Below are 14,318 nucleotides of genomic sequence, written 5' to 3'. Positions count from 1 at the left end.
CGCGCCCTGCAGGGGAGCGGCCGCGCCGGTGAGAGGTCAGGCGTGGCTCAGCCCCAGCGACTCGGCGGTGCGCGAGAGCGTGCGGTGCGCCTCGTCAGCATCCTCGGAGAGCGATCGGCCCCAGCTCGGGACCATCTGGGTGAGCGTGGGACGCCAGGCCTCGATGCGCTGCGGGAACATCTTCTCGAGCAGGCCCAGCATGATGCTGGTGGCCGTCGAAGCGCCGGGGGAGGCGCCGAGCATGCCGCCGATCGAGCCGTCGGCTGCGGTGATCAGCTGGGTGCCGAACTGCAGCACGCCGTGCTTGGCCCTGTCAGGGGCGATCACCTGGACGCGCTGGCCGGCGGTGATCTCCTCCCAGTCGCCCTCGTGCGCGGCGGGCATGTATTCGCGCAGGGCTTCGAAGCGCTGGTGGTGGGTGGCGGCGAGCTGCGAGCCGAGGTAGACCATGAGGTCGAGGTTCGGGGGAGCCACCGCCATCATCTGGGTGATGTTCGAGGGCTTCATCGACTCGAAGAGGTCGGTGTAGCTGCCGGTCTTGAGGAACTTCGGTGACCAGCCGGCGTAAGGGCCGAACATCAGGGCACGCTTTCCATCGACGAAGCGGGTGTCGAGGTGCGGGACGCTCATCGGCGGTGCACCCACCGCCGCCTTGCCGTAGACCTTCGCGTCGTGACGGGCGATGACCTCGGGATCGGTGCAGCGCAGCCACTGGCCGGAGATCGGGAAGCCGCCGAAGCCGCGGATCTCGTCGATCCCCGACTTCTGCAGCAGCGGCAGCGCGTAGCCGCCGGCGCCGACGAAGACGAACGGCGCGCGCACCACCCGGATCGAGTCGTCCTTGGTGGAGCGGACCATCACGCCCCAGTCCTCACCCATGCGGCGCAGATCGACTACCTCGGAACCGGTCGAGACCGTGGTGCCGGTGCGGGAGGCGAAGTCGAGCATCTGGCGGGTCAGGGCCCCGAAGTCGACATCGGTGCCGTCGGCGGAACGGGTGGCCGCGATGGTCTCGGTGACCGGTCGGCCCTCGGAGACCAGCGGTGCCCACTGGGCCAGCTGAGCGTGCTCGGTGGTGAACTCCATGCGGTCGAACAGCGGGTTCGCGGCGAGCGCCTCATGTCGACGGCGCAGGTAGTCCACGTTCTCCATGCCATGCACGAAGCTCATGTGGGGGACGGTGTGGATGAACTTGGCCGGATCACCGATGCGGTCGTTCTCCACCAGATGCGCCCAGAACTGCCTCGAGACCTGGAACTGCTCGTTGATGGAGATCGCCTTGGCAGGGCTGACGGAGCCGTCGACGTCCTGCGGCGTGTAGTTCAGCTCGCAGAGCGCGCTGTGGCCGGTGCCGGCGTTGTTCCAGGCGTCGCTCGACTCCGCACCCAGCTCGTGGAGCCGTTCGAGGACCACGATGTTCCAGCTCGGCTCGAGCTCGGTGAGCATCGCGGCGAGGGTCGCGCTGGCGATGCCTCCACCGATCAGCACCGCATCCGCACGGGTCACGTCCAGGTCAGCCATATCTCTCCGTTCGCTGTGCACGTCACGCGCCTCGAGGCCGGTCGGCACGTCGCGTCGTGCGGCTCCGGGCGGTCGTGGCATCCAGCGTATCCCGTGTCCGGGCCCCTCCGCCGCCTCATCCCCCCGGGCTGACGGTGGACATTCAGGTGCGCGCCGTCGGTCCCTTGTCCTTCCCCTGGCCGGTTCCGTCCCTGCGCCAACACCGACAACGACAGACAGAGGCGGCACCCCGGATCTGGGCGCCGCCTCTGGTCGGACGAGGGGTGAGGGTCAGACGGAATGGTCAGACGGGACGGTCAGACAGGACAGCGGAACGGTCAGACAGGACGGTCAGACGGTGGGCGGGGGATCCCGACGCTCCGAGACCGTGTGCCCCGGTGCGCTCTGGGTGTTGACCACGGTCTTGCGCGAGCGCAGTGAGAGCAGCAGGCCCACGACGAAGAGCACCGCCCCGGCGACCATCAGGATGGTGCCGAGCATCGTGGAGTCCACGCCCGGCAGGTCGAACTCGAGGGCGAAGCGGGAGATGGCTCCGAGCACGAACAGGATGATGCCGCCGACGATGGCGCCCATGGGATGCTCCTTCACGCAGAAAGTATGACGTGGGTCATCTTAGGGGCTGCCGCCGTCCGGGGACGCAGCTCGACCGACAGGTCGGCGGTGCATGTCGGCCGCTGGGAGTGGAGCGGGGAACGTGAGTGGAATCGTCCGGTGAGCGCTCACCGGCATCCAGGAATGACGACCGATCACGCCTGCGGCGAACAGCTATCACGCCAGCGGCGAACAGGCGATGCATCCTCCTCGGATCCGCGTAGTCTCGATCCATCACCACCACCGGACGGGGGAGGACCATGTTCGAACGCTTCACCGATCGCGCCCGCCGCGTCGTCGTCCTGGCGCAGGACGAGGCACGGCTGCTCAATCACAACTACATCGGCACCGAGCACATCCTGCTGGGCCTGATCCACGAGAACGAGGGCGTCGGGGCCAAGGCCCTCGAGGCTCTCGGCGTGACCCTCGATGCCGTGCGCGAGCAGGTCCGCGACATCATCGGCGAGGGCAATCAGACGCCCTCCGGCCACATCCCCTTCACGCCGCGTGCGAAGAAGGTCCTCGAGCTGAGCCTGCGCGAAGCGCTGCAGCTCGGGCACAACTACATCGGCACCGAGCACATCCTGCTCGGTCTGCTGCGCGAGGGCGAGGGGACGGCCGTCAAGGTCCTCTCCCGCCTCAAGGCAGAGCCGTCGGCCGTGCGCCAGGAAGTCATCGAGCGCCTCTCCGGCTACCAGGGCAAGGAGCCGGCCAATGCCGGCGGCCCCGCCGAGGGTCAGCCCGCCGGATCTCTGGTGCTGGATCAGTTCGGTCGCAACCTCACCCAGGCCGCCCGCGAGGGCAAGCTCGACCCGGTCATCGGCCGCGAGCACGAGGCCGAGCGGGTCATGCAGGTGCTCTCCCGCCGTACCAAGAACAACCCCGTGCTGATCGGTGAGCCCGGTGTCGGCAAGAGCGCCGTGGTCGAGGGGCTCGCGCAGTCCGTCGTCGCCGGCGATGTGCCCGAGACCCTCAAGGACAAGCAGATCTACACCCTGGATCTGGGCTCCCTGGTTGCCGGCTCCCGCTACCGCGGCGACTTCGAGGAACGCCTGAAGAAGGTGCTCAAGGAGATCCGCACCCGCGGTGACATCATCCTGTTCATCGACGAGATCCACACCCTCGTGGGTGCAGGTGCCGCCGAGGGCGCGATCGATGCGGCCAGCATCCTCAAGCCGATGCTGGCCCGTGGCGAGCTGCAGACCATCGGGGCGACCACCCTCGACGAGTACCGCAAGCACATCGAGAAGGATGCGGCGCTCGAGCGCCGCTTCCAGCCGATCCAGGTCGAGGAGCCGTCGGTGGCGCACACCGTGGAGATCCTCAAGGGTCTGCGCGATCGCTACGAGGCGCACCACAAGGTCACGATCACGGATGCCGCCCTGGTGGCCGCCGCGAACCTCGCCGACCGCTACGTCAACGACCGCTTCCTGCCGGACAAGGCGATCGACCTGATCGATGAGGCCGGGGCCCGCCTGCGCATCCGTCGGCTCACCGCGCCGCCCGAGCTCAAGGAGTTCGACGCGCGCATCGAGGAGACCCGCAAGAAGAAGGAGGAGGCGATCGACGGGCAGGACTTCGAGCTCGCCGCCTCCCTGCGGGACGAGGAGCAGAAGCTCAAGACGGAGCGCGAGGAGAAGGAGAAGGCCTGGCGTCACGGCGAGTCCGATGCCGTCACCACGGTCAGCGAAGAGGTCATCGCCGAGGTGCTGGCAGCTTCGACGGGCATCCCGATCGTGAAGCTGACGGAGGAGGAGTCCTCGCGTCTGCTCAACATGGAGGACGAGCTGCACAAGCGGGTCATCGGGCAGAACGAGGCCATCAAGGCCATCTCCCGTGCCATCCGTCGCACCCGTGCGGGGCTCAAGGACCCCAAGCGTCCGGGCGGCTCGTTCATCTTCGCCGGGCCCACGGGCGTCGGCAAGACCGAGCTGGCCAAGGCGCTGGCCGAGTTCCTCTTCGGCGACGAGGAGTCGCTGATCCAGCTCGACATGTCCGAGTTCGGCGAGAAGCACACCGCCTCGCGGCTGTTCGGCTCGCCTCCCGGCTATGTCGGGTACGACGAGGGCGGCCAGCTCACCGAGAAGGTGCGCCGCAAGCCCTTCTCCGTGGTGCTCTTCGACGAGGTGGAGAAGGCCCATGTGGACATCTTCAACTCGCTGCTGCAGATCCTCGAGGACGGTCGCCTCACCGACTCCCAGGGTCGGGTCGTGGACTTCAAGAACACGATCATCATCATGACCACCAACCTCGGCACCCGGGACATCGCCAAGGGCGTGTCCCTCGGCTTCACCGCGGGCGGCGACCTCTCCACCGACTACGAGCGGATGAAGTCGAAGGTCCACGAGGAGCTCAAGCAGCACTTCAAGCCCGAGTTCCTCAACCGTGTCGACGATGTCGTGGTCTTCCCGCAGCTCTCGATGGCGGAGATCGTCCAGATCGTCGATCTGGAGATCGCCAAGCTGCAGAAGCGCCTCCAGGACAAGGACATGTCGCTCAGCCTCAGCACGGGGGCCAAGAGCCTGCTGGCCGAGAAGGGGTACGACCCCGTGCTCGGTGCGCGACCGCTGCGTCGCACCATCCAGCGCGACATCGAGGACACGCTCTCCGAGCGGATCCTGTTCGGTCAGATCCAGGTCGGCGACGAGATCGTCGTCGACGCCGAGGGCGAGGGCCTGCTGGGCGAGCTCACCTTCACCCGCCGTGGCGAGAACGGCACCCTGGAACCGATCTCCGAGGTCGTCGACCTCGAGTCGATGACTCAGGCTCGCGCGGACGTCGTGACGCAGACCGAAGGCTCGGATGCACCGGGCACGGACAGCGCGGAAGCCAGCGCCTGATCTCGGCTGGTGCCGGCCCCACCCTCTCGGGGTGAGGCCGGCACCGGTGCTGCGCAGCGCTGACCTCGGCGGCGCGCACGAACGGCCCGTGAGACCTGCTGCTCCGGAGCGGCTGACCGCGGATTCCCATGGAGAGGACCGATAGCTCACGTGATCGACTGGTTGCTGTCGCTGACTGGCCAGCTTGAATCCTGGATCCTGACCCTTGCTGATGCCTGGTGGGTCTATCTCGTGGTGTACGGATTCGCTGCGTTCGATGGCTTCTTCCCGTCGGTGCCCAGCGAATCGACGATCGTCACCCTCTCCTCCCTCTGGTCGAGCTCGGGCAGGCCCTCGATCCTCCTGATCGGTCTTGCCGCCTGGCTCGGAGCCTGGACTGGGGACAACGTCGGCTACCTGGTCGGCAACAAGATCGGCTACGAGCGCTTCAAGTTCCTGCGCGAGGGCAAGGGGCGCGCCGCCGTCGAGGCCGCCGACCGGGGCCTGCAGAAGCGGGCTCTGGTCTTCCTCATGACCGCTCGTTACATCCCCTTCGGCCGCACAGCGGTCAACCTCGTCGCCGGCGCGGTGCACTATCCCCACCGGAACTTCTGGCCCCGCTCCCTGCTGTCCACCTTCGTCTGGGCGGTCTACTCCTGTTCGATCGGTGCCCTCGCCGGTGCCTGGTTCGAGGACAACCACCTGCTGGGAATCACGGTCGCGCTGATCGCTGCCGTGGTGATGGCCCTGCTCGTCGAACGGCTGATCACAGCTGTGCACCGTGCGCTGGACCGGCGTGCGGAGCGACGCGCGGCAGAGGCAGACACGAACGCGGATACGGAGCGGGACGCCGCGCTCGAGGAGTCCACTGCCCCGCAGTCCGCAGCCACGCCCGATGCCCCTGAGCAGTCCGCCACCGAGCACTCCGCCGCAGTGAGCCTCTCAGCTGAACTGAGCACGGCAGAGCCCGACCCATCCCAGCAGCCCGACGTCCAGGCTCCCGCTGACTCAGATCCATTCCGCACGCAGTCCCGTCCCGGGCTGCCGGGCGATGAACCGATCGCTGTCAGCGCCGAATCTCCGAGCGCGGCCCGAGGCGAGGAGAGCCCCGCATGAGCATCAGCATCCGCCCCGCCCTGCCCGCCGACGTGCGAGCGATCAACTCGCTGGTCGAGCCCATGACCCATACCGGGGTGCTGCTGGGCAAGGACCTCGTGTCCTACTACGAGTCGATCCAGGAATTCCTGGTCGCGACCGACGAACACGGCCGGGTGATCGGCTGCGGTGCCCTCCACGTGATGTGGGAGGACCTCGCCGAGGTGCGCACCCTGGCGGTCCACGACGAACAGCGGGGAACCGGCCTGGGCCACCGCCTGCTGGAGGCCCTGCTCGAGCGTGCCCTCCAGCTCGGATTGCAGCGGGTGTTCTGCCTGACCTTCGAGGTGGAATTCTTCGCCCGTCACGGTTTCGAGGTGATGAGCGAGAGCGTGGACCCCGAGCTCTACAACCAGCTGCTGCGCTCACTGGACGAGGGGATCGCGGAATTCCTCGATCTCGCTCGGGTCAAGCCCAACACCCTCGGGAACACGCGAATGATCAAGCTCCTGGACCGCGAGCGCTGAACAGCGCTCGGCACACCTGCTCAGCCTTGAGCGAGCGTGCGATCGTGCCCTTCTGGAAAGGTGCAGGATCAAAGGTGCAGGGTCAGGGCAGGCGCAGGCCGGTGCCCTGTGAGACGGCGAGGCCGTCGCTCAGCAGCGACTCGGCGCAGCGCTGCACCCGAGCCGTATCGTCCTGGTCCAGGTCGAGCAGCTCCTTCTCGGTCGCGGTGCCGTCTCGGCGCAGCAGCGCCATGATCATGCCCCGCATCTGCCGATCCGTACCCTCGAAGGCCTGGCGCCGTCGGGTGTCCGTCTCCGGGGCGGGGCGTCCCGCGGCCAGCCATGCACAGCCCTGGGCGGCCAGCGGGCATTCCTCGCAGCGCGGTGACCGTGCCGTGCAGACCAGCGCCCCCAGCTCCATCACCGCCTGGTTCCAGGCGACGGAGCGTTCCGGCTGGGAGGGCAGGCTGCGTGCGGCGAGGCTGCGCTCGGCCGCGCTGTAGGAGCGGTCCGGGAGCGCTCGACCTCGACGGGAGCGGGTCAGCACGCGCCGGATATTGGTGTCCACGACGACGGCCCGACGGTGATGCGCGAAGGCGGTGACCGCAGCGGCGGTGTACTCACCAACCCCGGGCAGCGAACGCAGCACCTCCTCGCCGATGGGCACCTCCCCACCGTGCTCACGCACTATCGCGCGGGCGCACTCCTGCAGCCGCAGTGCCCGCCGGGGATAGCCCAGCCGATCCCAGCGGCGCAGGACCTCAGCGGTCGGGGCGTCGGCGAGATCGGCGGGAGTCGGCCAGCAGCTCATCCATTCCCGCCATCGCGGCAGCACCCGGACCACCGGGGTCTGCTGGAGCATCACCTCGGAGACCAGGATGGCCCAGGCGGAGACCCCCTGATGGCGCCAGGGGAGGTCGCGCCCGGTGCGCGAGAACCAGGAGATGACGGCGTCGATTGAGTCTTCATCGATGGGGGAGGGCACCGGCTCCGGTGCGGGTGAGGCGGGTGAGGCGGGTGAGGCGGGCGCGGCGGGGGAGGCATCGCAAACGGCGCGAGCCGGGACCCGATGGTCCCGACCCGCGCCGGTGGATGATGGTGCCGAAGCACCGCTCATGTGAGTCAGACCTGCGGGGTGGTGCCGCCGGGCTGGACGGGGCCACCACGCTGCGCCGTGAGCGCGTCACGGATCTCGGTGAGCAGGACGATGTCCTCGGACACCGCAGTCTCCTCCTCCTCGGGCAGGCCACGACGCTTGCGATCGAGCTTGCGTGCGCTGGAGATCGGCAGCACGAAGACGAAGTAGACGACGGCAGCGGTGATCAGGAAGGCGATGACCGCGGAGAGGACAGCACCGAGGTCCACCCGGGTGGCCTCATTCGCGTCGATGATCTTGAACGAGAGTCCGTTGACGTTGGTGCCGCCGAAGACGTTGATCACGGGCTGGATCAGATTGGCGACGAACGCACCGATCAGAGCGGTGAAGGCGCCGCCGATGACGACACCGACCGCCAGGTCGATGACGTTGCCCTGCATGACGAAGTTCTTGAGACCCTTCATGGGGTCATCCTTCTCGGGTCGGGGATGGGGAGGATCCGCGCTAGCGGTTCCGCACGGACTCTAGCCGATCACCGCGACCATGACGGTGCCCGCGCCGAGAGCGTGAGCCAGTTCTCCAGAACTGGCACGGTCCACGGCCACCAGGATCTGGGTCGAACCGGAGCCGGCACCTCCCAGCCCGACGGTGGAGGGAGTCGTCGGGGCGGCCTCGACCACCTGGGCGGTGATGGCACCGGGGGAGTCCAGAGCGGGATCCGCGGGAAGCAGCTCGACATGGGTCCCCGGACTCAGATGCGGGGCGAGCAGATCGGGGATGGGAACCACCATCAGCACCGCGCCCTCGGGGAGCGATGGCTGTCCCTCTCCGGAGAGGAAAACGTCCAGGAGCGGGGCGCCGGCAGGAACCGGATGGGTGGTGGCGCGACCGAGCACGTGCTCGGCTGCGGTCGGGGCCTCTGCGGGAAGCAGCTGTTCCGCCGTGCGCACCGTGCGCAGATGTTCCGGTCCCACCACCGTCCCGGCGGGCAGGTCCTCGTCCGCGACGATCACCTGAACACCCCGGGCCGAAGGTGGCAGGAGCGAGGGCAGCACCGCCGTGACCGCGACCGCGAGGGCCAGCAGTGCCAGCAGGCGTCGACGGCGGCGCAGTGCACGGCGCCAGTGGGGAAGATGACTGCGGAGTCGGGAGAGCATGCCTGGACGCTAGGTCGCCGACCGTAGCTGCGGGGCGCTGGAGGCCTCGCGGTGGATGACCTCCCGGTGGGGAGGAACGGTCGCGGAAGGGATGAGCTGTGCATCCCGACCCGGTGAGAGGGCCCGGGCAGGGCGCGAGATCAGGAGGCTGCGGCGGGGACCGGCTGGGCGCTGGTGGTCGATGCGGCGGCCGGGGCGGAGGCGGTGCTCGACTCGGTGGCAGTGGCAGGCGCGGAGGAGCTCGTGGACTCGCCGCCAGCGGAGCTCGCGGAGCCCGTGGAGGAGGTGGACGCGCCCGAGGTCTGGGAGTCGGTCGAGTAGAAGCCCGATCCCTTGAAGACGATGCCGACCGAGTCGAAGACCTTGCGCAGCGCATCCTCTGCGCACTCGGGACAGGTCACCAGGGAATCTTCACTGAAGCTCTGGTACTGCTCGAAACGATGCGCGCAGCTCTTGCAGGCATAGACGTACGTGGGCACGCGGGATCCTCCGGGATGATCGATGGGCACGGGTCCGCCGCAGGGCCGACCGCCGACCATCTTACGACTGCAGAGCCCTCAGGATCCCTCGGACGTGATCAGCGAGACCAGACCGTCGGCCGTGAGCACGCGCGGGATCGGCACATCATGCTCGCCGCGCACCAGGGCCCCCTCCTCGAGCAGCTCGCTCGGGTGGACCACCGCCACCACCTGTGCACTCGGCGGGATCGTGGTCAGCGAACGGTCGTAATAGCCCGCCCCGTGACCGATCCGGGTCGCCGAGCGGTCCACGGCCACGGCGGGGGCGAGCACGAGCATCACCTCGTGGAGAGCGCCGGTGCCCAGGCGCTCACCGCGCGGTTCCTTGCCGAAGCCGCGCCCGGGGGAGTCCTGGAAGTCGGAGTCGCCGTCCCACGCGATCCATTCGAGCTCGGTGCCGGCGTCGGCGGCGGGGAACACCAGGCGGGCCCCCGCCTGCGCGAGCCGGCGGGCCAGCGGCATCACATCGGCCTCTGAGGGAGTGGGGTGATAGGCGGCGACCAGCGGCAGCGCCGTCCCTGCAGCCCGCGCCGCGGTCACGGCCGCCTCGACGGCGGTGATCAGGGGTGAGGCGTGCCCGAGCAGCTGCTGAGCTTCGCTGGCCCGTCGGGCCGCACCGTGCTCCCCGCCATAGGCCGCAGCCCGATGGGCTCGCAGCTGCCTGCGCAGCTCCCGCTTCTTCGAGGCCAGCATCTCGGGATCCATGGGGACAGGCTCCCATATGGGGCATATGAGCTCCAGGAGCAGCTGAGGCTCCACGGACAGCTGGGACTCCAGGGACAGCTGGACTCCAGGGATGGCGTGTCGGTGGGGAAGGGACAGTCGGTGGGGACGTGGCCGACTACGATGACGCGATGGTTCACGTGTGGCCGCTGGCCCTGCACGACGGGGAGCTGACCCTACGACCCCTGCGGCGGCGGGACCGCACCGACTTCGACCGGCTGCGAGAGCGCAATGCCGACTGGTTGCGTCCGTGGGACGCAAGCGATCCTGAGCGCCGCCGGGCCCCGATCAATTTCCGCACCCTCCGGCGCTGGAACGAGGAGCAGGCACGACTGGGGACCCACCTCCCGCTCGCGATCACGCGCCGGGGCGGCGCGGTCCTCGGGCAGATCACCGCCGGCCCGATCCAGTACGGCGCACTGCGCTCCGCGGTGCTCGGATACTGGATCGACCGCGAGGAGGCGGGGCGTGGTCTGGTGCCGCGGTCGGTGGCACTGGTCATCGATCACCTCTTCGCCGAGCTCGGACTGCATCGCATCGAGGTCACGGTGCGCCCTGAGAACGTCGCGAGCCTGCGCGTGGTCGAGAAGCTCCACCTGCGGCCGGAGGGGATGCGGCGCGCGGCGATCCATGTCGACGGCGCGTGGCGCGACCACCTCGTCTTCGCCCTCACCGCGGAGGAAGTGGTCACGGGTGATGACGGCCGCGGAGTGCTGAGACGACTTCAACGAGAGTTTCCTCCCGACACGCCCACGACGTGACCAGGGGAATCACAGTCGTGTCATTAGTGTGTGGGTGTGGAGTCGATCAATCTTGGAGCCGTCCTCTTCGGCATCCTGCTGCTGCTGTGGCTGGCCTATGCCCTGCCGCGCACAGCAAGCCGTCGTGAGGTGATGGGCCGTGCCCGCGCCGCGGACGAGGCCGAGATGACCTCCCAGGCGCGGGACCTCTCCGCGGCCGTCCACGCCCGCCGCATGCCTACCGAGGTGAACCCGCCCATGTCTCAGGACCGTCTGCTCCTGCGCCCCGCCGATCCCACGCGTCGTCCCCGATTCGATGCCGAGCCGGGTACCCGCATCGACCCTGTCCAGGAGCGTGCCCGCTCCCGCCGTCTGCTGCGCCTCGTGCTGGTCGGCATGCTTCTCGTCACGGCAGTGCTGATCGGCCTCGCCGTCGCCGAGACCGTCACCTGGTGGCTGCCGGTGATCGCGCTGACCGGCACCGCGATCTACCTGGTGGGGCTGCGCCGAAGCGAGCTCGAGCGGAGGTCCCGGCAGACTTTCGCCGCGACCCGCGCCCGCCAGGAGCGAGCTGAGCAGGAGACCGCCCGCCGCCGTGCGACTGCAGCGGACAGCTCGACCACCCCGGCGACGGTGGTCGACGCCGTCGAGCCCGTCGCTTCTTCTGCACCGGCCGAGAGCACTCCACTCGAGGATGCCGCCGAGCGCGCCCTCCAGCAGACCACCCGGCCGGGGGAGTGGACTCCCCGCTCTGTGCCCCGTCCCACCTACACGCTGCGCGGCGAGGTGGACGACCTCGCAACCCGCCATGCCGCCCATCGTCAGAGCATGCTGGCCACCTCGGTGCCGCTGGAGAGCGGACAGGTCGAGGAGCTCGAGGCGGTCGACGAGACCTTCGCACCAGCCCAGGACCTCCATCTCGACGAGATCCTCGCCCGCCGACGGGCCTGAGATGCTCGAAGGCCGCCGTCTCGAGGACCTCGACGAGCTGCTCGCTCGCACGGGCATCCACGAGCGGCCGGTCGCGGTGCTCGACCTCGACGCCTTCGACGCCAATGCCGCGGACCTCGCGCGCCGCGCCGCCGGCACCCCGCTGCGCGTCGCCTCGAAATCCCTGCGAGTGCGAGGCCTGCTCGAGCGGGTGCTCGCCCGGCCCGGGTACGCGGGCATCCTCGCCTTCACACTCCCTGAGGCGCTGTGGCTCGTGCACCACGGCGCCCGGGACGTCGTCGTCGCTTACCCGACTGCCGAGCGCGGGGCGCTGCGACGCCTCGCGACCCGCCCGGAGGCCCTGGACGCCATCACGCTGATGGTCGACGAGTCCGCGCAGCTCGACCTGATCCTGGATGCCACCGCTGATCTCCACCCCCGTGTCGGAGGGCGGCGAATCCGGATCGCGCTCGAGCTCGACGTCTCCTATGCCCCTCTTCCCGGTCTTCCCGGGTTGCGGTTCGGAGCGCTGCGGTCACCCGTGCGGAGCGTCGATCAGGCCGTCGCTCTCGCCCGCGAGGTGCTGGCCCGGCCACGAGTCGCCCTGGTGGGGCTGATGGCGTATGAGGGGCACATCGCCGGGGTGACCGACGCGGCCGCGACCCCGTACGGTGCCGCGGTGCGGGCCATGAAGCGCCTCTCCCGCCCAGACGTCGCTGCCCGACGCGCAGAGGTGGTCGCCACGGTGAGCGATCTCGTCGAGCTCGAGTTCGTCAACGGCGGCGGCACCGGTTCGATCGAGTCCACCGCCGCGGAAGGAGCCGTCACGGAGATCGCCGCCGGTTCCGGGCTGGTCGGTCCGGGGCTGTTCGACCACTACCGGGACTTCACCCCGCATGCCGCGCTGCTGCTCGGCGTGAGCGTGGTGCGCAGGCCGGCCCCGGGGGTCGCGACCCTGCTCGGCGGCGGCTGGATCGCCAGCGGTGTGCCGGCGGAGGATCGCCTGCCCACCATCGCGCATCCACCCGGCCTCGCCTTCGCCCCGCAGGAGGCGGCGGGGGAGGTGCAGACTCCCGTCATCGGTCCCGCGGCCGACGCCCTCCGCGTCGGGGACACCGTCTGGCTGCGGCATGCGAAGGCGGGCGAACCTGCCGAGCACTTCGCGGCGTACGTCCTCGTGCAGGGCGAGGAGATCTCCGGTTTCCTCCCCACCTACCGCGGTGAGGGTGCAGTCTTCCTCTGAACCCTTCTCGCACCGGTGCCCTCCGGGCCGCGGGCGGACCATCCAGCGAGCCCCGGAGGAGCGGCCGATGAGGACGAGCAGCACGTCGATGCGCACCTGGAGCGGAGCTGTGCGCTGGACTCCGCAGCAGGAGCTGCGCCCCACCTCACAGGACGGGGTGGTCGAGGCGGTGCACGCCGCCCGCGCCCGCGGCTGCTCCCTGCGGGTGCTCGGCGGCGGGCACTCGTTCTCCGCGCTCGTCGCGACCGACGGGATCACCCTGAGCCTCGACGGCTACCAGGGTCTGGTCAGCGCGGACCCGGCCACCGGGCTGGTCACGCTGCGCGGCGGAACACGGCTGTGGGCGGTCGCCGAGCTGCTGGCCCCCTACGGGCTCGCGCTGTCGGTGATGGGGGACATCGACCGGCAGTCGATCGCCGGGGCGATCCAGACCGGCACTCATGGCACCGGAGCGACCTTCACGGGCTTCGCGGGGATGGTGCGCGCCCTGCGGCTGGTGCTGACGGACGGCTCGGTCGTGGACACCTCCCCGACCAGGGACCCCGAGCTCTTCGCGGCGGCACGGCTGGGGCTCGGCACGATCGGGGTGGTGCTCGAGGTCACCCTGCAGTGCGTGCCGGCCTACCGCCTCGAGCTCGTCGAGAGCACCCGGGCGCTCGACCCCGCCGTCGGATCCTTCCTCGCGGACTCCTTCAGGAACGACCACCACGAGATCTTCTGGTTCCCCCGCACCGACCGGGCGACCGTGCGCACCATGCATCGGCTGCCGGCCGATGCCCTGCGGGAGCGCCCCGCTCGGGCGGCTGAGCTCCTGCAGCAGGAGGTGCTCGGCAACGGCGCCTGGGAGCTGCTGTGCCGCGCAGCGGCTCTGGTGCCGCGGCTGAGCAGACCCGTCGCCGAGATCGCCTCACGCTCGTTCGCCGGCTCCCGGGTGGTCGACGACTCCGCCACCGTCTACGCGGCACCGCGGCGAGTGCGGTTCCACGAGTCCGAATGGGCCCTGCCCGCGGAGCGCTTCGAGGAGGCTTTCGTGGCGCTGCGCTCCCGTATCGAGTCAGAGCGCGTTCGCGTGACCTTCCCGCTCGAGATCCGCCGCGCCGCGGCCGATGACGTGTGGCTGTCCACCGCCTATCAGCGCGACACCGTCTATCTCGCCGCTCACCGCTATCACGCAGAGGAGGCGGGCCCGTACCTGCTGCTGGTGCAACGGACTCTCGCGAACTTCGGCGCCCGCCCCCACTGGGGCAAGCAGCACTGGCTCGGTGCCCGTGAGCTCGCCCGGCTCCATCCACGCTTCGACGATTTTCGGGCCGTGCGCGAGGCCGCGGACCCCGACGGTCTGCTGATGAGCCCGTACCTGCGCCACCTGCTGGGGTGAG

The 14,318-nt window shown here is 69.6% G+C and carries 14 protein-coding genes; 7 read left to right on the top strand and 7 right to left on the bottom strand.

Annotated features, from left to right (window positions below):
- Window positions 1-36: 36 nt before the first annotated feature.
- Window positions 37-1,521, bottom strand: a complete 1,485-nt coding sequence (locus tag ACT3T9_RS06530; protein ID WP_442332121.1) for a malate:quinone oxidoreductase — start codon at window positions 1,519-1,521, stop codon at window positions 37-39.
- A gap of 330 nt (window positions 1,522-1,851) precedes the next feature.
- Window positions 1,852-2,094 carry a DUF6458 family protein gene (locus ACT3T9_RS06525; protein ID WP_441445457.1) on the bottom strand — a complete coding sequence of 81 codons (243 nt, stop codon included), beginning with the start codon at window positions 2,092-2,094 and terminating at the stop codon, window positions 1,852-1,854.
- A 278-nt stretch (window positions 2,095-2,372) separates the two neighbouring features.
- Here ACT3T9_RS06525 and ACT3T9_RS06520 point away from each other — a divergent pair, with 278 nt between their 5' ends.
- The 3 genes from ACT3T9_RS06520 to ACT3T9_RS06510 all read left to right on the top strand — a co-directional run bounded on the left by ACT3T9_RS06520 (window position 2,373) and on the right by ACT3T9_RS06510 (window position 6,553).
- Window positions 2,373-4,952 (top strand): ATP-dependent Clp protease ATP-binding subunit, encoded by a 2,580-nt coding sequence (locus ACT3T9_RS06520; protein WP_441445456.1) that lies wholly within the window; start codon window positions 2,373-2,375, stop codon window positions 4,950-4,952.
- A gap of 150 nt (window positions 4,953-5,102) precedes the next feature.
- Window positions 5,103-6,047, top strand: a complete 945-nt coding sequence (locus ACT3T9_RS06515; protein WP_444606171.1) for a VTT domain-containing protein — start codon at window positions 5,103-5,105, stop codon at window positions 6,045-6,047.
- Window positions 6,044-6,553: an amino-acid N-acetyltransferase gene (locus ACT3T9_RS06510; protein ID WP_441445454.1), complete on the top strand. Its 510-nt coding sequence runs from the start codon at window positions 6,044-6,046 to the stop codon at window positions 6,551-6,553. Before ACT3T9_RS06515 ends, ACT3T9_RS06510 begins: the two co-directional genes overlap by 4 nt.
- An 82-nt stretch (window positions 6,554-6,635) precedes the next feature.
- On the opposite strand, the gene ACT3T9_RS06505 is transcribed toward ACT3T9_RS06510, so the two are convergent.
- The 5 genes from ACT3T9_RS06505 to ACT3T9_RS06485 all read right to left on the bottom strand — a co-directional run bounded on the left by ACT3T9_RS06505 (window position 6,636) and on the right by ACT3T9_RS06485 (window position 10,008).
- Window positions 6,636-7,517: an A/G-specific adenine glycosylase gene (locus ACT3T9_RS06505; RefSeq protein ID WP_444606170.1), complete on the bottom strand. Its 882-nt coding sequence runs from the start codon at window positions 7,515-7,517 to the stop codon at window positions 6,636-6,638.
- 137 nt (window positions 7,518-7,654) lie between these two features.
- Window positions 7,655-8,092 (bottom strand): large conductance mechanosensitive channel protein MscL, encoded by a 438-nt coding sequence (gene mscL, locus ACT3T9_RS06500; protein WP_444606169.1) that lies wholly within the window; start codon window positions 8,090-8,092, stop codon window positions 7,655-7,657.
- 60 nt (window positions 8,093-8,152) lie between these two features.
- Window positions 8,153-8,785 carry an SAF domain-containing protein gene (locus tag ACT3T9_RS06495; protein WP_444606168.1) on the bottom strand — a complete coding sequence of 211 codons (633 nt, stop codon included), beginning with the start codon at window positions 8,783-8,785 and terminating at the stop codon, window positions 8,153-8,155.
- Window positions 8,786-8,925: 140 nt separating this feature from the next.
- Window positions 8,926-9,264, bottom strand: a complete 339-nt coding sequence (locus tag ACT3T9_RS06490; RefSeq protein ID WP_441445450.1) for an FmdB family zinc ribbon protein — start codon at window positions 9,262-9,264, stop codon at window positions 8,926-8,928.
- Between the two features lie 78 nt (window positions 9,265-9,342).
- Window positions 9,343-10,008: a 5-formyltetrahydrofolate cyclo-ligase gene (locus tag ACT3T9_RS06485; protein ID WP_444606167.1), complete on the bottom strand. Its 666-nt coding sequence runs from the start codon at window positions 10,006-10,008 to the stop codon at window positions 9,343-9,345.
- 149 nt (window positions 10,009-10,157) lie between these two features.
- Here ACT3T9_RS06485 and ACT3T9_RS06480 point away from each other — a divergent pair, with 149 nt between their 5' ends.
- The 4 genes from ACT3T9_RS06480 (at window position 10,158) to ACT3T9_RS06465 (ending at window position 14,317) form a co-directional block, all read left to right on the top strand.
- Entirely contained in the window at window positions 10,158-10,787 is a 630-nt protein-coding gene (locus ACT3T9_RS06480; RefSeq protein ID WP_444601143.1) for a GNAT family N-acetyltransferase, read from the top strand.
- A 36-nt stretch (window positions 10,788-10,823) separates the two neighbouring features.
- The gene (locus ACT3T9_RS06475; protein WP_444592462.1) at window positions 10,824-11,717 is read left to right on the top strand and encodes a hypothetical protein; all 894 of its coding nucleotides are present in this window, start codon (window positions 10,824-10,826) and stop codon (window positions 11,715-11,717) included.
- Window position 11,718: 1 nt separating this feature from the next.
- The gene (locus tag ACT3T9_RS06470) at window positions 11,719-12,939 is read left to right on the top strand and encodes an alanine racemase (protein ID WP_444606166.1); all 1,221 of its coding nucleotides are present in this window, start codon (window positions 11,719-11,721) and stop codon (window positions 12,937-12,939) included.
- 67 nt (window positions 12,940-13,006) lie between these two features.
- A complete protein-coding gene (locus tag ACT3T9_RS06465; protein WP_441445445.1) occupies window positions 13,007-14,317 on the top strand; it encodes a D-arabinono-1,4-lactone oxidase in 1,311 nt (436 codons plus the stop codon).
- The last annotated feature ends 1 nt before the right edge of the window (window position 14,318 follow it).

The organism is Brachybacterium sp. AOP29-B2-41 (genome assembly GCF_052378395.1).
In the GTDB taxonomy this organism is placed as follows: Bacteria; Actinomycetota; Actinomycetes; order Actinomycetales; family Dermabacteraceae; genus Brachybacterium.
Note: the sequence above shows the minus strand (reverse complement) of the source record. Positions and strands in the feature narration are given on the sequence as shown.